16 protein-coding genes are annotated in these 17,978 nt (G+C 67.1%); 9 read left to right on the top strand and 7 right to left on the bottom strand.

Features of this window, described 5'->3' with window-relative positions; all coding sequences use genetic code 11:
* Position 1 precedes the first annotated feature (1 nt).
* Positions 2 to 2,092, bottom strand: a complete 2,091-nt coding sequence (gene uvrB / locus ACZ522_RS11345; protein WP_379699496.1) for an excinuclease ABC subunit UvrB — start codon at positions 2,090 to 2,092, stop codon at positions 2 to 4.
* Between the two features lie 145 nt (positions 2,093 to 2,237).
* On the opposite strand from uvrB, the gene ACZ522_RS11340 reads away from it, so the two are divergent.
* On the top strand, positions 2,238 to 2,507 hold the full coding sequence (locus tag ACZ522_RS11340) for a DUF7553 family protein (RefSeq protein ID WP_379699498.1): 270 nt from the start codon (positions 2,238 to 2,240) through the stop codon (positions 2,505 to 2,507).
* Positions 2,508 to 2,728: 221 nt separating this feature from the next.
* On the opposite strand, the gene ACZ522_RS11335 is transcribed toward ACZ522_RS11340, so the two are convergent.
* Entirely contained in the window at positions 2,729 to 3,349 is a 621-nt protein-coding gene (locus tag ACZ522_RS11335) for a transcription antitermination protein (protein WP_379699500.1), read from the bottom strand.
* A 276-nt stretch (positions 3,350 to 3,625) separates the two neighbouring features.
* Here ACZ522_RS11335 and ACZ522_RS11330 point away from each other — a divergent pair, with 276 nt between their 5' ends.
* On the top strand, positions 3,626 to 7,054 hold the full coding sequence (locus ACZ522_RS11330) for an MEDS domain-containing protein (RefSeq protein ID WP_379699502.1): 3,429 nt from the start codon (positions 3,626 to 3,628) through the stop codon (positions 7,052 to 7,054).
* Between the two features lie 200 nt (positions 7,055 to 7,254).
* Positions 7,255 to 7,527, top strand: a complete 273-nt coding sequence (locus ACZ522_RS11325) for a HalOD1 output domain-containing protein (RefSeq protein ID WP_379699505.1) — start codon at positions 7,255 to 7,257, stop codon at positions 7,525 to 7,527.
* Positions 7,528 to 7,701: 174 nt separating this feature from the next.
* On the opposite strand, the gene ACZ522_RS11320 is transcribed toward ACZ522_RS11325, so the two are convergent.
* On the bottom strand, positions 7,702 to 8,571 hold the full coding sequence (locus ACZ522_RS11320; protein WP_379699507.1) for a sulfurtransferase: 870 nt from the start codon (positions 8,569 to 8,571) through the stop codon (positions 7,702 to 7,704).
* A gap of 240 nt (positions 8,572 to 8,811) precedes the next feature.
* On the opposite strand from ACZ522_RS11320, the gene ACZ522_RS11315 reads away from it, so the two are divergent.
* Positions 8,812 to 9,600 carry a sulfurtransferase gene (locus ACZ522_RS11315; protein ID WP_379699509.1) on the top strand — a complete coding sequence of 263 codons (789 nt, stop codon included), beginning with the start codon at positions 8,812 to 8,814 and terminating at the stop codon, positions 9,598 to 9,600.
* A gap of 6 nt (positions 9,601 to 9,606) precedes the next feature.
* Here the strand turns inward: ACZ522_RS11315 and ACZ522_RS11310 are convergent, their stop codons facing one another.
* On the bottom strand, positions 9,607 to 10,752 hold the full coding sequence (locus ACZ522_RS11310) for an AI-2E family transporter (protein WP_379699511.1): 1,146 nt from the start codon (positions 10,750 to 10,752) through the stop codon (positions 9,607 to 9,609).
* A 115-nt stretch (positions 10,753 to 10,867) separates the two neighbouring features.
* Between ACZ522_RS11310 and ACZ522_RS11305 the strand changes: the two genes are divergently transcribed.
* The 3 genes from ACZ522_RS11305 to ACZ522_RS11295 are packed head-to-tail and all read left to right on the top strand — an operon-like array spanning position 10,868 to position 14,928.
* On the top strand, positions 10,868 to 12,001 hold the full coding sequence (locus ACZ522_RS11305) for a thiamine ABC transporter substrate-binding protein (RefSeq protein ID WP_379699514.1): 1,134 nt from the start codon (positions 10,868 to 10,870) through the stop codon (positions 11,999 to 12,001).
* 1 nt (position 12,002) lies between these two features.
* Positions 12,003 to 13,721, top strand: a complete 1,719-nt coding sequence (locus ACZ522_RS11300) for an ABC transporter permease (protein ID WP_379699517.1) — start codon at positions 12,003 to 12,005, stop codon at positions 13,719 to 13,721.
* A gap of 31 nt (positions 13,722 to 13,752) precedes the next feature.
* Positions 13,753 to 14,928, top strand: a complete 1,176-nt coding sequence (locus ACZ522_RS11295; RefSeq protein ID WP_379699519.1) for an ABC transporter ATP-binding protein — start codon at positions 13,753 to 13,755, stop codon at positions 14,926 to 14,928.
* Positions 14,929 to 14,943: 15 nt separating this feature from the next.
* Here ACZ522_RS11295 and ACZ522_RS11290 read toward each other — a convergent pair whose 3' ends face one another.
* Entirely contained in the window at positions 14,944 to 15,624 is a 681-nt protein-coding gene (locus tag ACZ522_RS11290) for a class I SAM-dependent methyltransferase (RefSeq protein WP_379699521.1), read from the bottom strand.
* Between the two features lie 93 nt (positions 15,625 to 15,717).
* On the opposite strand from ACZ522_RS11290, the gene ACZ522_RS11285 reads away from it, so the two are divergent.
* Both ACZ522_RS11285 and ACZ522_RS11280 read left to right on the top strand, forming a co-directional pair.
* The gene (locus ACZ522_RS11285; RefSeq protein ID WP_379699524.1) at positions 15,718 to 16,176 is read left to right on the top strand and encodes a DUF2391 domain-containing protein; all 459 of its coding nucleotides are present in this window, start codon (positions 15,718 to 15,720) and stop codon (positions 16,174 to 16,176) included.
* Between the two features lie 106 nt (positions 16,177 to 16,282).
* Positions 16,283 to 16,861, top strand: coding sequence for a DUF7090 family protein (locus ACZ522_RS11280; protein WP_379699526.1), 579 nt, complete (start codon positions 16,283 to 16,285; stop codon positions 16,859 to 16,861).
* Between the two features lie 48 nt (positions 16,862 to 16,909).
* Here ACZ522_RS11280 and ACZ522_RS11275 read toward each other — a convergent pair whose 3' ends face one another.
* On the bottom strand, positions 16,910 to 17,746 hold the full coding sequence (locus tag ACZ522_RS11275) for a DUF7089 family protein (protein ID WP_379699528.1): 837 nt from the start codon (positions 17,744 to 17,746) through the stop codon (positions 16,910 to 16,912).
* Between the two features lie 27 nt (positions 17,747 to 17,773).
* A complete protein-coding gene (locus tag ACZ522_RS11270; RefSeq protein WP_449404959.1) occupies positions 17,774 to 17,863 on the bottom strand; it encodes a hypothetical protein in 90 nt (29 codons plus the stop codon).
* Positions 17,864 to 17,978: the final 115 nt, after the last annotated feature.

The raw sequence follows: 17,978 nt of genomic DNA, 5'->3' as shown, positions 1-17,978 counted from the left end.
GTCAGAACTCGTCCGGCGGCGCGAGTCCGTCGGCGGCGTCGCTCTCGGGGGCAACTCCCTCCTCCTCGTCTAAGTCGAACTCCTCGCGCAGTTTCCGGATCCTGTCGCGGATGTCGGCGGCGAGTTCGAATTCGAGGTTGTCGGCGGCCTCCTGCATCCGGTCTTGGAGGTAGGCGACCTGTTCTCTCGCTTCCTCCTCGTCTTCGGGGGCGTCGCCCGTCGCCTTCGAGGTGTCCGTCTTGCTGCCGGGGAGGTTCGCCTCGCCGACGGCCTTCTGGATGGTCGTCGGTTCGTAGCCGTGTTCCTCGTTGAACTCCTGTTGAATCTCGCGGCGGCGTTGCGTCTCCTCGATGGCGTTCTCCATCGAATCGGTGCGCTCGTCGGCGTACAGGATCACCTCGCCCTCGACGTTGCGGGCGGCGCGACCCATCGTCTGAATCAGCGTCGTCTCCGACCGGAGGAAGCCCTCCTGGTCGGCGTCGAGGATGGCGACCAGAGACACCTCGGGGATGTCGAGACCCTCCCGGAGGAGGTTGATGCCGACCAGCACGTCGATGTTGCCGAGGCGCAGGTCGCGGATGAGTTCGTGCCGTTCGAGCGTGTCCGTCTCGTCGTGCATGTAGGCGACGGAGACGCCCGACTCCTCAAGGTACTCGGTGAGGTCCTCGGCCATCCGCTTCGTGAGGGTGGTGACGAGGGTTCGCTCGTCGCGTTCGATTCGCTCGTCGATGCGGGCCATCAGGTCGTCCACCTGGCCGGTGGCGTCCTCGACTTCGACCTTCGGGTCCACGAGGTGCGTCGGGCGGACGATCTGCTCCGCAATCTGCTCGGACTGTTCGCGTTCGTAGTCGCCGGGCGTCGCACTCACGAACAGTTTCTTCGCCGTCTTCTCCTCGAACTCCTCGAACGTCAGCGGGCGGTTGTCGTACGCCGTCGGCAGGCGGAAGCCGTTCTCCACGAGGGAGTCCTTCCGCGATTTGTCGCCCGCGAACTGGCCCTTGATCTGGGGGAGCGTCTGGTGGGACTCGTCGACGACGGTGAGGAAGTCGTCGGGGAAGTAATCCAGCAGGGTGTACGGCGGGTCGCCCGAGTCGCGGTCGGACATGTGGACGGAGTAGTTCTCGATGCCCGAACAGTAGCCCGTCTCCCTGAGCATCTCGATGTCGAAGGTGGTTCGCTCCTCGATTCGCTGGGCGGCCACGAGGTCACCCTGTCGCTCGAAGTAGCGGACGCGTTGCTCCTTCAGTTCCTCTATCTCCGAGATGGCCTGTTCCAACTTGTCCTCGGGGATGGAGTAGTGCTCCGCCGGGTGGACGAGGACGGCGGGTTCGTTCGACACCACCTCCCCCTGCAGGGGGTCGAGCTTCATCATGCGGTCTATCCCGTCGCCCCAGAACTCGATGCGGACGGCGTAGCGACCGTACATCGGGAACACCTCGACGGTGTCGCCGCGGACGCGGAACGTCCCCTGCTGGAAGTCCACGTCGTTTCGCTCGTAGTTGAGGTCCACGAGTCGGCCCAGCAGTTCGTCCCGGTCGATGTGGTCGCCGACTTCGAGGCGAAGGGCCATGTCGGTGTAGTTCTTCGGGTCGCCGAGGCCGTAGATGGCGGAGACGGAGGCGACGACGATGACGTCGTCGCGGGTGAGGAGCGAACGCGTCGCCGAGTGCCGCAGGCGGTCTATCTCCTCGTTTATCGACATGTCCTTGTCGATGTAAGTGTCCGTCTGCTCCATGTACGCCTCGGGTTGGTAGTAGTCGTAGTAGGAGACGAAGTACTCCACCGCGTTGTCGGGGAAGAGGTTCCGGAACTCCTCGTACAGTTGGGCGGCGAGCGTCTTGTTGTGGGCGATGACGAGCGTCGGCTTCTGAATCTCCTCTATCAGCCACGAGACGGTGTTGGTCTTGCCGGACCCGGTGACGCCGAGGAGCGTCTGGGTGTCCATCCCCTGTTCGTAGCCGCGAGCTAGCTTCTCTATGGCCTCCGGTTGGTCACCGGCGGGGTCGAACGGGGCGTCCACGCGGAAGTCGCGGTCCGCCGCCGGGCGGTCGGGAGAGAGCGGTCCCTTCTCCGAACCGGACGTGTCGCTCATTGCTCGCGGGTACGTGTCCGACGTACTTGAGGGGGACGGTCACCGGGTTTCGGCGGGGGACGAGTCCGAGGGCGACCCGTCGCAGGCGTCCGCAAACCCGGCCGTCGGAGGAACTATTTTGCGATGGGGAGGGAAACGACGACGCATGGCGCACGAAGAACTCCAGACCGCGAGCGACGAACTCCGGGCGGCCGCCGAGGCGGCGTCCGGCGACCTCCAGTCGCGCCTCTACGATCAGTCGAACCAGTTGGCCGACCTCGCCGCCGCCGAACGCGGCCCGGACCACGGCCGACTCGCCCGGCACATGAACGCACTCACCGAGATCGCCGAGGAGACGGACGGAGAAGTGAAAGAACGCGTGGAGTCGGCGTACGACCACGTGAAGGAGTACCGGTCCGGCGTCTCGGGAGTCTGATCCGCGTCCGACGATCGTCAGACGTTCTCTCCCCCGAAACCCCTCCGTTTCAGGTGGAGATTGAGAACTGTTCGCACCGAGTGAGAACGGAGCAGAGGCGTTGCGGTGGCGGACACCGAGCCGTACCGGGAGCGAACGGAGTGAGCGACCGGCGGCTTTTGGTCCAGCTTTTTTGCGAGGAGCGGTGTGCCAGAGGCGCACCCGACGACGCGAAAAGGTGGCTAGCAGACGTTCTTCGGTTTCACGCCCATCGACTCCAGCGTCTCCACGTACTCGTCGTACGCGCCGTCGACGACGGCGTCGGCGGCGTCGCGGGCGATGTCCCAGTCGTCGTCGCCCTCGCACGTCTCGTCTAACGCCGCCGCGACTCGGTCGCGGGCGTCCTCGACGTCGCCGCGCAGGTCGCGGAAGTCCGAGGCGGTCCGGGGGTCGGCGTCGCCGACGAAGAAGCCGACCATCTGCTCGACGTGTTTCTGCGCGACGAGGTAGCGCGCGAGGAGGCCGCCGAGGCGGGGGAGGGTGTCCTCGAACTCGGCGAGTCGAGCGTCCGTCTCGGGCGTCTCGCCGCGTTCATGGTCGTCGGGGGCGACCGACTCGGCGTGGTCGCGGGCCGTCTCCGCGAGTTCCTCGTAGAGCGAGGCGGCCTCGTCGTCGTCCTCGTCCGCCGCCCAGTCGTCGAGGACCGACGCGAGGGAGAGCGCATCGTCCGCGGCGGCGGCGCGGACGGGGCCGGCGTCCATCTCGCCCCCGGTGAGGGCGTACAGCGCCTTCGAGGAGCCGAGTCGGGAGAAAGGCGTCTCGTGGTCGTCGCGGAGTTCGTCGGCGAGGTCCTGACCGTTCATACCCCGTCGTACGGCGTATCGGGCTTTGTAACCATCGACATGGGGGAACGCGGCGGGGGCGAGGCGGCGCGGGCGTCGGATCCGAAGCGAACCCCTCGAACGGGATTGAGACGGGCTGTCACGGGCTCGTTGCCCTTATCTGCGTCTGGCCCCGAATGAACTCGATGCCGCCGTCCTCCCACGTCCCCTTACGCCCGGACGTCGAACCACCGCGGTCGTCTCTCCCCGGAACGACGACGCCCTCCTCCCCACCGCGACTGCCCGACACACATGAGCATGACACCCCTACCCCGTAGTTCGCAGGAACGACTGGACCTCGGAAGCGGTATCGAAGCGCTTCAGTCGAGTCCCGAGTTCCGCGGACCCGTCGAACCGTTCGAAGGCCAGTACTGCAACGACCACCTCGCGCTCATCTACGAGAGCAAAGCCGAGCAGTACGCCGCCGTGGTCCCGTACCTCCGCCACGGAATCGAACGCGGCGAGCGGTGCATGTGCGTCATCGACGAGAGCTCCGAGGCGGAGATGCTCGCGGCCATGCGCGGGGCGGGAATCGACGCGGACGCGGCCGTCGAATCGGGACAGCTGACGTTCCACACCGTCGAGGAGACGTACCTCCGGAACGGGACGTTCGAGCCCGACGAGATGGTGGCGTTCTACGGCGAGATGATCGACGAGGCGACGGCGGAGTACCCGGCGCTTCGGATATCCGCCGAGATATCGTGGCTCGCCGACGGCGAGACGGCGTTCGAGACGTTCATGGAGTACGAGTCGAAGGTGAACGATCTCTTCGACGACGAGGACTGCATCGCGCTCTGTCAGTACGACCGCACCTCGTTCCCGCCGGAGACCGTCCGGGACATCATTCGGACGCACCCCCACCTCATCTACGACGGGACGGTCTGTCACAACTTCTATCACGTCCCCCCGGAGGACTTCTTCGACTCCGACGACGCGGATCGAGAAGTCGAGCGGATGATAGGGACGCTGTTGGACCGCACCGAGACCAAAGTCGCGCTGCAGAGCCGCGAGCGGTTCCTGCGGGGGATGTACGACGCCACCGCGGACCCGTCGCTGTCGTTCGGAGCGAAAGTCGAACGACTGCTCGAACTCGGCCGGGCGTGGTTCGACCTCGAAATCGGCTACTTCGCCCTCACCGACGAGGACACCGACGAGTTCGAGGTGGTCGAAGCCGTCGGCGCGCACGAGAAGATTCGGCCGGGGGCGGTCGGCGACCTCTCCGTGTCGTACTGTCAGCGCGTACTGGAGTCGGAGGGGCCGGTGAGCGTCCTCGACGCCGCCGACGAGGGGTGGAAGGGCGACCCCGCTTACGACACGTACGGTCTCGAATCCTACATCGGAACGTCGCTCGTGGTCGGCGGCAAGCAGTACGGGACGCTCTGCTTCGGGGCCAAATCGTTGCGCGGGCAGTCGTTCACGCGGTCGGAGTACACCTTCCTCGAGCTGATGAGCCAGTGGGTCAGCTACGAGCTCGAACGGAAGGAGCGCGAACGCTACCAGCGGAAACTGTACGAGATAACGTCGAACCCCGACCAGCCGTTCGAGGAGAAGATAGAGCGCCTGCTGGAGTTGGGCCGCGAGCGGTTCGGACTCGAACACGGGCTCTTCGGCCACTACGCCGACGGCCGCGCCGAGATAGAGGCGACGGTCGGGCCCGCCGACGGGGGACTGAAACCGGGCGCGTCCGGGGTCGAACCGAAGCCCGGGCAGTTCTGTCGGAGAGTCGTCGAGGCAGACGGGCCGGTGGGCGCGCCCGACGTGCGGGAACTCGGCTGGGACGACGACCCGGTGTACCGGGAGTTGGGTTTCGAGTCGTACTTCGGCGTCAAAGTCACCACCGGAAACGAGCTGTACGGGACGCTCGCGTTCTGCGACACGTCGACGCGCGACGAACCGTTCACCGACGCCGAACGGACGTTCTTAGAGCTGATGGGGCAGTGGGTCAGCTACGAACTGGAACAGCGACGGCGGGAGGAGCAGTTGGCCGCCCTCAACGAGATGAGCCGCGACCTGATGAACGCCGAGACGGTGTCGGAGATAGCGGAGACGACCGTCGAACACGTCGACGAGTCGCTCCGCCTTCCGCTGTCGGCGGTGGCGCTGTACGACGGGGAGAGCGGTCGGCTCTCGCCCGCGGCGCAGACGCCGCGCGCGGAGGACGAACTGCCGACAGCGACGCTGTGTGACGCCGCCTCCGGCCCGGTGTGGGAGGCGTTCGTCGCCGGCGAGATGCGCACGATAGACGTCGGCGACGACGGCCTGCCGGCGAACGACCTGACGCAGGTTCTGGCCGTCCCGCTCGACCGACAGGGCGTGTTCCTCACCGCGACGGCCTCCCCCGAGAAGTTCGACTCGCTGGAACGCGACTTCGTGGAGACGACGGCCGCGACGATCGAGTCGGCCTGCACCCGCGCCGACCGCGAGCAACTGTTGCACGAGCGCGAGGAGACGCTGGAGGACCAAAACGAGACGCTGGAGCGTCTCAACCGCATCAACACGACCATCCGGAACATCGACCGAGCGCTGGTCCAGTCTTCGACCCGCGAGGAGATAGAGGAAGTCGTCTGCGAGCAGTTGGCCGACGTCGGCCCCTACGAACTCGCGTGGGTCGGCGAGCACAACACGATGAGCGACGTGATCGAACCGCGCACGTGGGCGGGCGACGAGAACGGGTACCTCGAGGACCAACGGATAACCGCCGACGACACTCCTGAAGGGCGCGGGCCGGCGGGGCGGGCCGTCGAGACGCGCGACCCGCAGGTCGTCAACGATATCCTGAGCGACAAGTCGTTCGCGCCGTGGCGGCAGTCGGCGCTCAACCGGGGCTACCACGCCTGCATCGCGCTGCCGTTGGCCTACAAGGACACGCTCTACGGCATCCTCACCGTGTACGCGGGCCAACCGGGCGTGTTCGACTCCTTAGAGCGGGCGGTGCTGACCGAACTGAGCGACACCATCGCCTACGCCATCAACGCCGTCGAGAGCAAGAAGGCGTTGGTGACCGACGAGGTGACGGAGCTCGAGTTCACGGTCGAGGACATCGGCTGTGGGGTCACGGAGTTCGTCGAGCAGGCGGACTGCACGCTGTCGCTGGAGAACCTCGTCGCCCGGAGCGACGGCGGCCTCCGCGCGTTCTTCTCCACGCGCGGGACGACGGCCGAGGAGATTCGCACGTTCGCGCCGAACTTCCCCACCACCGACCTCACCGTCGTCTCGGAGTTCACCGAGGGCGACGAACGGGTGTGTCTGGTGGACGTCACCCTCACCGAGGACTCCCTCGCCGGAACCGTCGTCCAACACGGGGGGAGGCTCCGTCGCCTCGACGCCACGGACGGGGACGCGAAGGTGACGGTGGCGCTGGCGTCGGACGCCGCGGTCAGGGAGTTCGTGGAGATGTTCCGGACGAGGTACCCGAACTCGACGCTGCACGCCCAACACACCCGCCGACAGGTCCAGCGCACGTCCGCGGAGTTCCAGTCCGAGGTGGTCGAAGAGCTCACCCCCCGGCAGTTGGAGGTGCTTCAGACGGCCTACTTCAGCGGCTACTTCGAGAAACCGCGCACCCGCACCGGCACCGAAATCGCCTCGTCGCTCGACATCTCGCAACCGACGCTGAACACGCACCTCCGCGCGGCCCAGCGCAAACTGTACCGTCAACTCTTCGAAGAGGGACTGATACAGGCCTGATTCCGGTCGGCGGGTCGCACCCGAACGTCTTATCCGGTCTCCCGACGCAGTGAGAGTACCGCGACGACGCTCGACGGACGACTTTTCGCCGCTTTCTCGGGTCCGAACGCCGCTAGTCTAGATAGATAGCCCCCACATTTCGGGGTGGCTTTCCATCTAGCTGTAAGCGCTATTCCGGAAGCGGCCTTCGAGTAGAGTGAATGAGTCAGTGCACGCGCGACGGTAGTACGTATTCTCTCGGTCAGGACGAACCCCTCAGTCTCACCGTCGTGAGGACGGTCGCCGACGCGGAGGGCGTCGAACCGACGGCCCTGCGTCCCCTCTACTCCGCCGTCGACCCGGACGCGTTAGACTCGCTCTTCGAGTCGGGGGCCGGAGACGGACTGGGGTTCGCCGGGGAGGTTCAGTTCCAGTACCACGGGTACGACGTCTGTATCCACAGTGACGGTCGAGTGACGCTCACCCGCGCGTAAGCGAAATCTACTGTTCTTCGGTCTGCGGTCTCTCCGGGCGAAGTCGAAGAGAGGGTACTCGGGGGGCGGAACCGTCGAGAGACGGAACTATCGGGGGAGCGAGCGCCGACGCTCCGGGTGCGGCGGAACCATCTGTGTAAAAACGGAGAGAGTCGAAGTGCGCTTCGGCGTCGGTTACTCGTCGCCGGAGCCCTGTTCGATGGGCGCGCCGACGAGGTTGCCCCACTCGGTCCAGGAACCGTCGTAGTTGACGGTGTTCTCGTAGCCGAGCAGTTCGTGAAGCGCGAACCACGCGATGGAGGAGCGTTCGCCGATGCGGCAGTACGCGACGGTCGTCTCGTCGCCGTCGATGCCCTGGTCGGCGTACAGTTCACGGAGTTCCTCGGGCGATTTGAACGTGCCGTCGTCGTTGACCGTCGCGGCCCACGAGATGTTGCTCGCGCCGGGGATGTGGCCGCCGCGCTGGGCCGTCTCCTGCAGTCCCGGGGGCGCGAGGATCTCGCCGGAGAACTCCTCGGGCGAACGAACGTCCACGAGGGGCAGGCCCTTGTTCACCGCGTTCTCGACGTCGTCGCGGTAGGCGCGGATGCCCTCGAAGGGACCCTTCGCCGTGTAATCGACGGAGTCGAAGTCGGGTCCCTCGTCCGTGAGGGGGTAGTCGTTCTCGACCCAGTAGTCGCGGCCCCCGTCGAGGAGCTTCACGTCGTCGTGGCCGTAGTACTTGAACTGCCAGTACGTGTAAGCGGCGAACCAGTTCGAGTTGTCGCCGTAGAGGACCACCGTCGAGTCCTCGGAGATGCCGTGAGAACCGAGGAGTTCCTCGAAGTCGTCCTTCGAGAGGATGTCGCGGGTGGTCTGGTCCTGCAGTTGCGTCTCCCAGTTGAAGCCGACCGCGCCGGGAGCGTGACCCTCGTCGTACGCCTCCGTGTCCACGTCGACTTCTACGAGGCGATACTCGGGGTCGTCGCTCTGGAACTCGTCGAGGTGCTCCTCGACCCAGTCCGCCGAGACGAGAACGTCCTTCGCGTAGCCGTCGTCTGTCATACGTACACGCCTACGTACTCGATTGGCTTAATCCCCACAGCCACGGCGTGTACTGCCCACCATCGTGCCAACAGGAACTTATTGCCGATTTATTCGTCGCTGGTGGCACGGAGTGACCGCGGAACAGTCACAGGGACGAACAGGTCCCCAACTACCGGCAATATCATCGACTTTCTCTGACAGTTGGCCACGTCGTCCCGAACGGGCGAGTCTAAGGAGGCGGCGCGGCAACGGGACGGTATGAGCGAGAACGTCGTCGTGTCCCCCGAGTGGCTCGACGAACGACTGGACGAGGTTCGGGTGATAGACGTGCGCGACGCGTGGGAGTTCGACGGCATCGGGCACGTCCCCGGCGCGGTGAACGTGCCGTTCGACTCCTTCCGGAGTCCGGAGGGCGACGAGGGGATGCTCCCGGGCGCGGAGACGTGGGAGGAGCTACTGAGCGAGGCGGGCGTGGAGGCGGACGGCGATATCGTCGCCTACGACGACACCCACGGGGTCTTCGCCGCGCGCTTTCTCGTCACCGCGGAACTGTACGGGCACCCGCCCGAGCGTCTGCACCTCCTCGACGGCGACTACAGTTCGTGGAACCGCGAACGCGAGACGACGAGCGACGGAACCGAGGTGACGGAGACGGAGTACGTTGTCAGAGAGCCCGAATCCACCCCGTTGGTCGATTACGAGTTCGTCTCGGACGCCCTCGACGACGAGGACACCGTCGTCGTGGACACGCGCGAGGAGTGGGAGTACGACGAGGCGCACCTCCCCGGCGCGGTGAATCTCGACTGGCGCGAACTCGTGGACGACGAGACGCGGGGGCTGAAACCCCGCGAGGAGCTCGAAGCGACCCTCGAATCGAACGGCATCGAACGCGGGCGGCCGATTGTCCTCTACTGCAACACCGCCCGGCGGATCAGCCACACGTACGTCGTCCTCCGGTACCTCGGCTACGAGAACGTCGCGTTCTACGAGGGGAGCCTCACCGAGTGGGAGGAGCGCGACGGCCCCCTCGTCAGCGCCGACGACTGAGAGGGGTCACTCGGGGTCGGTTCGCGGCGTCTCCTCGGGCGAGTCGCCCGCCGCGGGCGGTTCGTCCTCCGCGGATGGTTCCTTTTCCGTGACGGACTCGCTCTCTGCGGCGGATTCGTCCCCCTCGGCGGACTCACCCTCCGCTTCGGGTTCCGTCTCCGCTACCGCCCCCTCGTTCAGTTCCTCCGAGAGGAGCGTCGCCGACTCGACGACGAGTCCGACGACGAGGGGGCCGGCGACGATACCGATGGGGCCGAGGGTGAGCAGACCGCCGAAGAACCCGACGAAGTAGAGGCTGCCGGGGATGTCCGCCGTCCGGCGCGCGAGGCGCGGGCGGATGAGAACGTCGGGAAGCCAGCCGATGACGAACCCGCCGCCGAGGACGACGAGGAGGGCTTGGACCGTCTGGCCGACGGCGAGGTGGTACGCGCCGAGGCCCGCCAGCAGGAAACTCGGGCCGACGATGGGGACGAACTGGAGGACGGCGGCGGCGGTGGCGAGCGTCACGGCGTACTGGTAGCCGAGGAGGTAGAACACCGGAAGCGCGAGGACGAACGTTCCGGCGGCGGTGGCCGCCTGCAGGACGTAGATGGCGAGGAGCGTCTCGCGGGCGCGGCCGTTGAGCGACTGGGCCACGCCGCGGTACGACGGCGGGACGACGGCCAGCGCCGCGCTCCGAGCCTCCTCCTCGTAGAACAGCAGCGAGAACACGAGGAGCGTAAAGAGCGTCGCCTTCAGCAGGAGTACCGGCGCGGCGGCGGCGGACTGCCGTGCGACGGTCTGTAGCCACACCGAGACGAGCGTTATCAGTTGGTCGAGCGTCGCCTCGTAGACGAAGCCGAACAGTTCGACGTGGATTACCTCGGGGACGAGTTCGAACAGCGCCAACAGTTCGTCGAGTCGGAGGACGACGGCGACGGCCAACGGGGAGAGGACGGCGACGGTGGCGAGGAAGGCGAACGCCGTCGCCGCCGCACTCGCCCACCGCCGGGAGAGTCCCCGGGCGACGAGTCGGCGGCGAACCGGCGAGAGGAGGTACGCGACGGTGATAGCGAAGAAGACGGTCCCGACGACCTGCCAGAGGAGAACGCCCGCCACGACGGCGAAAAGCACGAACAGACCGCCCAAGACGTAGCGACGGTTTCGAGACACGACGGCAGATTAGCGAGGGAGCACAAAACCGTTCCCCTGACAGGTTCGCCGAGCGTCGCCGCCGCGAAACCCGAGGTCAAGGGTGTTAAATATCACTCGGTACAATTACTCGGTAATGAAACGACGAACCTTTCTCCGGGCGGCGGGCGTCGGCGGCGTCGCGGGACTCGCGGGATGCTCCGGCGGCGGCGGAGACGCCACGGAGACGACGGGCGGCGGCGGCGGATCCACCGGGACGACCGGAACGACGACAGGCACCGCGGGCGAGGGGGCGTCGGAGCTCGTCGTCGCGACGTACGGTGCGTTCGTGGACTCCCCGAGTACGAGTCCGGGCGCGTGGCTGAAAGAGACGTTCGAGTCCGAGAACGACGCGACGATACGCTACGAGACGCCGGACTCGGGCGTCAACCACTACATCGAGCGAGCGATGCGCGGCGAGGACATCGCGGCGGACGTGTACGTCGGCCTCGACGTGAACATGCTCATCCGCCTCGACGAGAAACTCGACAAACCGCTCTTTGCGTCCGCGGACGGCCTCTCCCGTCGCGACGACGTGAAGGAGTCGCTAGAGTTCGACCCGCAGGGCCGGGCCGTCCCGTACGACACCGGGTACATCTCGCTGGTGTACGACGAGACGCAGGAAGACGGCGGGTTCGCCGCGCCGAAGACGTTCGACGGCCTCCTGCGCGAGGAGTTCTCCGGCGACCTGTTGACGCAGAACCCCACCTCGAGTGCGACGGGGCAGGCGTTCCTCCTGCACACGGTGAAGGCGAAGGGCGAGGACGGCTACCTCGACTACTGGAAGCAGTTGAAGCGGAACGACGTGCGCGTCCTCGGCGACTGGGAGTCGTCGTACGCCGCCTACTCGAACGGCGAAGCGCCGATGGTCGTCTCCTACTCGACGGACCAAGTGTACGCCAACGAGTCGGGCGAGGACCTCTCGAAGCACCAGATTCGGTTCCTGAACGACCAGGGCTACGCGAACCCCGAGGGGATGGCGTTGTTCGACGGGACGGACCGCTCGGAACTGGCGCGCACGTTCATGGACTTCGTGCTCCGACCGGAGGTGCAGTCGGAGATCGCGGTGCGGAACGTCCAGTTCCCCGCGACGACCACCGCGGAACTGCCCGAGGAGTTCGCCAAGTACGCGAAGGAACCGCCCGAGGCGGTGACCTTTTCGTACGACCAACTGAAAGGCAACCTCAGTGAGTGGACGGACGCGTGGGCCCAACAGTTCGCGAGCAAGTGACGTGGGCCTCCTCGGCGCGGCGGTTCGGTGGGCCGAGCGACGCGCACTCGCCCTCGTAGCCGCCGCCACGGCGTTCGTCCTCCTCGTCGTCTTCTACTACCCGGTGGCGACGGTGTTCGCCGACGCCGTCCTCGTCGAGGGACGACTCTCGGCGGAACCCCTCCTCGAAATCCTCACCTCCGAGTTCTACCTGCGCGACATCATCTGGTTCACCGCCTATCAGGCGTTTCTCTCGACCGTCGCCGCCGTCGCCCTCGGCCTGCCGGGCGCGTGGATTCTCTCGCGCTTCGAGTTTCCCGGCCGCGAGACGCTCCGCTCTTTGACCATCCTCCCGTTCGTCATGCCCTCGATAATGGTCGCCATCGGCTTCGTGGCGACGTTCGGGCGGAACGGGACGCTCAACGGCTTCCTCGGACTCCTCAGACTCCCGCGGGTGAACCTGCTGTACACGCTCCCCGCGATACTCGTCGCGCACGCGTTCTACAACGCGCCCCTTGTCGCCCGCGTCGTCACGTCGGCGTGGGAGAGCGTGGACGCCTCCGCCGTCGAGACGGCGCGCAGTCTCGGCGCGTCGCCCTCGCGGGCGTTCCGCGACGTGGTTCTCCCGCAGTTGCTCCCGGCCGTCGCCGTGGGCGCGACGCTGACGTTCATCTTCACGTTCGCCTCCTTCCCCATCGTCCTCGCCCTCGGCGGGTTCCAACTGGCGACGGTGGAGGTGTTCATCTACTCGCAGGTGCGGAATCTGGAGTACGGCCGGGCGGCGTCGCTCGCGGCGATAGAGACGGCGATTTCGCTCGGCCTGACGTACGTCTACCTCCGGTACGAGGGGCGACAACGCGGGGCGGGACAGGGCGCGCGTCCGCTTCCGCGCCGACGCCTCCGACCGCCGAACCGGTCGCTCCGAGAACTCCTCCCCCGCGTCGGCGTCGCGGCGTACGCCGTCGTCGTCCTCGCGGTGTTTCTCGTCCCCGTCGCGTCGATGGTGTACGGGAGCGTCACCGGCCCGCAGGGCGGACTGACGCTGGACAACTACCTGTTTTTGCTCGAACGCCAGCGTACGGGGGCGTCGTTTCAGGTGCGGCCGCTCCCGGCCGTCCGCAACTCGCTCGTCTTCGGCGTCGCCACCCTCGCTGCCGCCCTGCCGATGGGCGTCGTGGTGGCGGTGCTGACGACGCGGCGGTTCCGCGGCCGGAAGGTGGTGGACGCCCTCGCGATGGCACCGCTCGCGGTGTCCGGCATCGTCGTCGGACTCGGACTGCTCCGCGGACTCGTCTTCGGCGTCGAGGCGTTCGGCACCGAGGTGCAGGTGACGGGCGCGGTGGCCATCGTCGCCGCCCACGCCGTCGTCGCGTACCCGTTCGTGACGCGCACCGTCGCGCCCCTCTTGGGGAACCTCGACCCCAGGCTCGTCGAGTCCGCGCGCAGTCTCGGCGCGTCGCGGGCGCGGGCCCTCCTCGACGTGGAACTTCCGCTGGTCGCTTCGGGCGTCGTCGCGGGCGCGGCGTTCGCCTTCGCCATCAGCGTCGGGGAGTTCGACTCCACGGTCATCCTCGCGGAGGGGTCCGCCAGTTACACGATGCCCGTCGCCGTCGAACGGTACCTCGGGCGGCGACTCGGCCCCGCGACGGCGATGGGGTGCATCCTGCTCCTCGTGACGAGCCTCAGTTTCGTCGTGATAGAGCGGTTCGGCGGGCGGTACCGCGGCGGAGGGGGACTGTAGATGCCGGAATCTCACGGAGACGGTGACTAAGATGCGACTCGAACTCGACGACGTGCGAAAGGAGTACGGCGCGACGACTGCGCTCTCGGACGTGAGCCTCGCTATCGAGGACGGCGAGTTCTTCACCCTCGTCGGCCCCTCGGGGTGCGGGAAGACGACGACGCTCCGCCTCGTGGCGGGCTTCGAGGAACCCACCGCGGGGTCGGTTCGATTCGACGGCCGGGAGATGCGCGGCGTGCCCCCGGAGGAACGCGGCGTCGGCGTCGTGTTCCAGAACTACGCGCTCTTCCCGCACATGACCGTCGGCGAGAACGTCGCCTACGGCCTCCGCTTCGCGGACGCGCCGAGGGGAGTCTCCGACGAGGAACGCGTCGCGGAGTTGCTGGAGTTGGTCGGCCTGCCTGAGTCGGCGGACAGAGACCCCACGGAACTCTCCGGCGGCCAACAGCAGCGAATCGCCCTCGCGCGTGCACTCGCGCCGGGGCCGAACCTCCTCCTCTTGGACGAACCGATGAGCGCCCTCGACGCCCAACTGCGCGAACGACTGCGCGCGACGGTCAAGGAGATACAGTCGGAACTCGAAATCACGACGCTGTACGTCACGCACGACCAGGAGGAGGCGTTGGCCGTCTCCGACCGAATCGCGGTGATGAACGGCGGCCGGGTCGAACAGGTCGGCGCGCCGCGGGCGGTGTACCGCCGGCCGCGGACTCGGTTCGTCGCGGAGTTCGTCGGCGACAACAACGTGTTCGTCGGACGGGCCGAAGAATCAACATCTCCACACGAAACGAAGGGGTCGGGCGTGGGTGCGGATGGCACGGCTGACGCGGCGGGCGAGTCCTCGGTTCTCGTCGCCGTCGGCGGACGGAGATTCCTCGTCCGGACCGACCGAGACGTCGAGGCGGGCGAGGCGGTGACGTTCTGCGTCCGCCCCGAACGGATGCGCGTCCTCGCAGGCAGGTCCGGCGACGCGGCGGACTCGGACGGGGGAACCGGCGCGCCGAGAGCCGAGACGGCGGACGGCGGCGGACCGATCAACCGACTCCGGGGGCGCGTCGCGGACGCGGAGTTCCTCGGCGAGACGACTCGCGTCCGGGTGGACTGCGACGGACACCGGATAACGCTCCGGACGGCGGACCCCCTCGACGGCGTCGTGGAAGTCGGGTTCAACGCGGCGGACGCCCGCGTCGTCGAAGCGGGTGAGTGAGGAGACGGCGGGCGTTCAGGGGGCGACGCCGACCGTGAGAAGCGTCCCGTACGTCCGGTAGCGTTCGACCATGTCCTCGCGGGACTCCCAGTCGTCGGTGGGGAACGCGTCCGCGGGCGGAATCTCTGTCTCCCGGTCCGGGACGTTGTCCTGTTCCGCGACGTGGAGGCCGGCGTCGCGGAACGCCTCGCGGTACTCCGCGGCGGACCACCGGGTCATCTCCACGGAGATGAACTCCTGCCACTCGCGGGAGTGGACGTTCTCCTCGTAGTAGTTCACGGCGCAGAAGAACGTGCCGCCGGGGCGGAGGACGCGGGCGACTTCTTCGAGGGTGTGGTGGGGGTCCGCGGCGTAGTAGAACGCCTCCATGCTCCAGACGTGGTCCACGCTGTCGTCGGCGAACGGGAGTTCGTCGAAATCGCCGACGAGGAATCCGACCGAACCGTCGTCGGTGTACGACTGCGCGTTCCGCGCCATCTCCGGCGACCCGTCGAGGCCGTACACCCGGCCCGCCCCCTTCGTCTCGCGGAGGGCGCGCCCGACGTACCCGCTTCCGCACCCCAAGTCGAGAACCACGTCGCCCTCCTCGACGGGCATCCGCGCGAGGGCGTGCTTCGCGGTGTGCCAGTGGCGGTCCTCCATCCCCTTGTCGCGGCCGTCGGCCGCCCACTCGTCGAACTCCTCTCGAACGCTCATACCGGAGGGAGGGGGCCGCCGCGACTAAATCTCCCGGATTCCGGCCGACGGCGTGGCGCGTCCTTTATCAGTCGTTACCCCAACACGCGGAACATGGGACGCGGACGCCGGTACGCACTCTCGGACTCGGCGCAACAGGTAGTCGGCGGCTTCCTCCTGGCCGGACCGTTCGTCGTGACGGAGGAGGTGTGGAGTCTCGCGCGCGAGATGTCCGGAGCGCAGGCCCTCCTGACGGTCGTCATCGTGTTCTCCGTCGGGTACGGTGCGCTGTACAAAGCCGACGACGGGAGGGACCCAGACAGGGAAGACGACGTGGGTGGGATTCCCGTCCGGTTCATCTCCCTCATCCTCGTCTCGTACCTCTCGGTGTTCCTCCTCGCCGTCTCGTTCAACGCGCCGGGGACGTTCCTGAGCGATTTGGCGAGCGACGGGGGACTCGTCGCACTCGGCGTCGCGTTGGAGTGGGACGTCATCTCGGTGACGCTGAAGGCGATCAGCATCGGGTCGGTGTTCAGCGTCATCGGCGCTGCGACGGCCGACACGCTGTTTTGAGCGAGCGACCGGCGAGGCGATTCGAGGGAAAAACGACACGGGAGCGTCGGAGACGGTCGATTTGTCGCACCCGCATAATTAAGTTCGCTCGCTCGCAGGCTTGCGTATGGATTACACCCTCGCCATCGAGAACACGCCGGAGACAATCTCCGGCGGGACGGGAATCCTACTCCTGCACCCGAGCATCGGCGAGACGGACCGCATCGACACGGACTTTCTGAAGACCGACACCGATCACTTCCTCGTCGTCTCCACGCGCACGACGGCGCGGGAGGTCGAACAGAAGCTCGAACACTACGACGTCGACGAGTCCCGCGCGGTCATCCTCGACACCCTGTCGGTCGAACGGGGGTACTCCCGGCGCGGGAGCGACAACGTCCACTACGTCTCCTCGCCCGACGACCTGGACGGCATCGTCACGCAGACGCGTCGGTTCCTCGAATCCCACGAGGGCAAGGTGCGCGTGAGCGTCGATTCGGTGACGGAGATGGCGTACTACGCCGACGTGGACCGGGCGCTCGACGCGACGGCCGAACTCCTCGAACTCCTCGAAGAACACGACGCCGTCGGCCTGTTCCACCTCTCGAACGAGGTGCACGACGAGGAGACGGTCGGACGGTTCCGCGAACTGTTCGACGGCGTCATCGAACTCTCCGTGGACGGAACGGTCACCGGCGACTTCTGAATCGACTCCGGTGGACCGACCGCGAGTCGACCCCGCGAAGAAGACGCGCTACTCCTCCGACGACGTCGACTCCGAGTCGTCCGCCGACCCCTCCGTCGCCGAACGCTCGTCGAGTCGTTCGAACGTCTTCCGCGCCCACCGAACGCCGTAGGACGCGCCGTACTCCACGTACGCCTGCGTGTCGAGGGCCGCGAAGGGCGCGGGCAGCTCGCGGCCGTGTTTGACGGCCGAACACGCGAACTCCGTGGCGTCGGCGAAGGACGTCCGCCCGCGCGCGACTTCCCGCGGCAGGTTCGTCAGTCGCCCCTCCAGTCGCGCCCCCGCGTCGGTCCACGCGTCGTGCAGTCGGGGGTGTGCGTCGGCCCACGACTCGAACGTCGGGCGCGTCTGCAGGCCCAACCACGCCTCGTAGAGGGCCGTCGCTATCTGGTACACCTCGTTCGGCGGGAGGGGAACCGCTTCGTCGAGTTCGCGGTACTGCTCCCCGAAGAACGGCAGAAAGTGTTCGGGTGCCCCCGTCCCGAGTTGGACGAACGCCTCCGCCAGGAGGAAATCAAGGAACTCCTCGGGCGTCCCCTCGGCGCGCGCCTTCGCGAACACCGCCGGCGGGACGGTCTGTCGCGTCCAGACGACGGTGCCGTCGCCCGGCATGCCGATGGTGAAGTCGGTGTCCGCGTAGCGAACGAGCAGTTGCGGCGAGTCGTCGGGAAGCCACGCGGTGGGGTACGTCGCCGGGTCCAGAGAGTCGGCTAACAGGCCGAGGTCCTCCGCCGCGGCGGGCGGTATCGTCTCGAAGTCCGCCGCCACGTCGAGGACGAGGCTGTCGGGTGCGTGCTCGTCTCGGACGGCGGCGACGTCGTCGGGGAGTTCGCGCGTCTCGAACATCTGTTCGGTGTACGGGTTCGAGACCCTTCAGCCGAACGCGATGACTGCGATGAGCGCGATGGAGAGGACGGCCGAGACGCCGACGGTTCCGAGGACGAGTTTGGTCGCCTTACTCATGGTATCACCCATTTCGCCGCGGTGCTTAAAGCCTTCAATATCGACGGAACGCGCCGGAATCACAACCCCGCCGTTTCATCTCGACCGCGGTCCGCCGAACGTCGGCGGGACGAGT

It is taken from the genome of Halopelagius fulvigenes (assembly GCF_055398025.1).
This window is presented reverse-complemented; position numbering and strand designations above follow the sequence as displayed.

Bases quoted from the DNA above. Each gene is read 5' to 3' on its own strand.
- uvrB (WP_379699496.1), bottom strand. From the start codon at position 2,092: ATGAGCGACACGTCCGGTTCGGAGAAGGGACCGCTCTCTCCCGACCGC.
- ACZ522_RS11340 (WP_379699498.1), top strand. From the start codon at position 2,238: ATGGCGCACGAAGAACTCCAGACCGCGAGCGACGAACTCCGGGCGGCC.
- ACZ522_RS11335 (WP_379699500.1), bottom strand. From the start codon at position 3,349: ATGAACGGTCAGGACCTCGCCGACGAACTCCGCGACGACCACGAGACG.
- ACZ522_RS11330 (WP_379699502.1), top strand. From the start codon at position 3,626: ATGACACCCCTACCCCGTAGTTCGCAGGAACGACTGGACCTCGGAAGC.
- ACZ522_RS11325 (WP_379699505.1), top strand. From the start codon at position 7,255: ATGAGTCAGTGCACGCGCGACGGTAGTACGTATTCTCTCGGTCAGGAC.
- ACZ522_RS11320 (WP_379699507.1), bottom strand. From the start codon at position 8,571: ATGACAGACGACGGCTACGCGAAGGACGTTCTCGTCTCGGCGGACTGG.
- ACZ522_RS11315 (WP_379699509.1), top strand. From the start codon at position 8,812: ATGAGCGAGAACGTCGTCGTGTCCCCCGAGTGGCTCGACGAACGACTG.
- ACZ522_RS11305 (WP_379699514.1), top strand. From the start codon at position 10,868: ATGAAACGACGAACCTTTCTCCGGGCGGCGGGCGTCGGCGGCGTCGCG.
- ACZ522_RS11295 (WP_379699519.1), top strand. From the start codon at position 13,753: ATGCGACTCGAACTCGACGACGTGCGAAAGGAGTACGGCGCGACGACT.
- ACZ522_RS11290 (WP_379699521.1), bottom strand. From the start codon at position 15,624: ATGAGCGTTCGAGAGGAGTTCGACGAGTGGGCGGCCGACGGCCGCGAC.
- ACZ522_RS11285 (WP_379699524.1), top strand. From the start codon at position 15,718: ATGGGACGCGGACGCCGGTACGCACTCTCGGACTCGGCGCAACAGGTA.
- ACZ522_RS11280 (WP_379699526.1), top strand. From the start codon at position 16,283: ATGGATTACACCCTCGCCATCGAGAACACGCCGGAGACAATCTCCGGC.
- ACZ522_RS11275 (WP_379699528.1), bottom strand. From the start codon at position 17,746: ATGTTCGAGACGCGCGAACTCCCCGACGACGTCGCCGCCGTCCGAGAC.
- ACZ522_RS11270 (WP_449404959.1), bottom strand. From the start codon at position 17,863: ATGAGTAAGGCGACCAAACTCGTCCTCGGAACCGTCGGCGTCTCGGCC.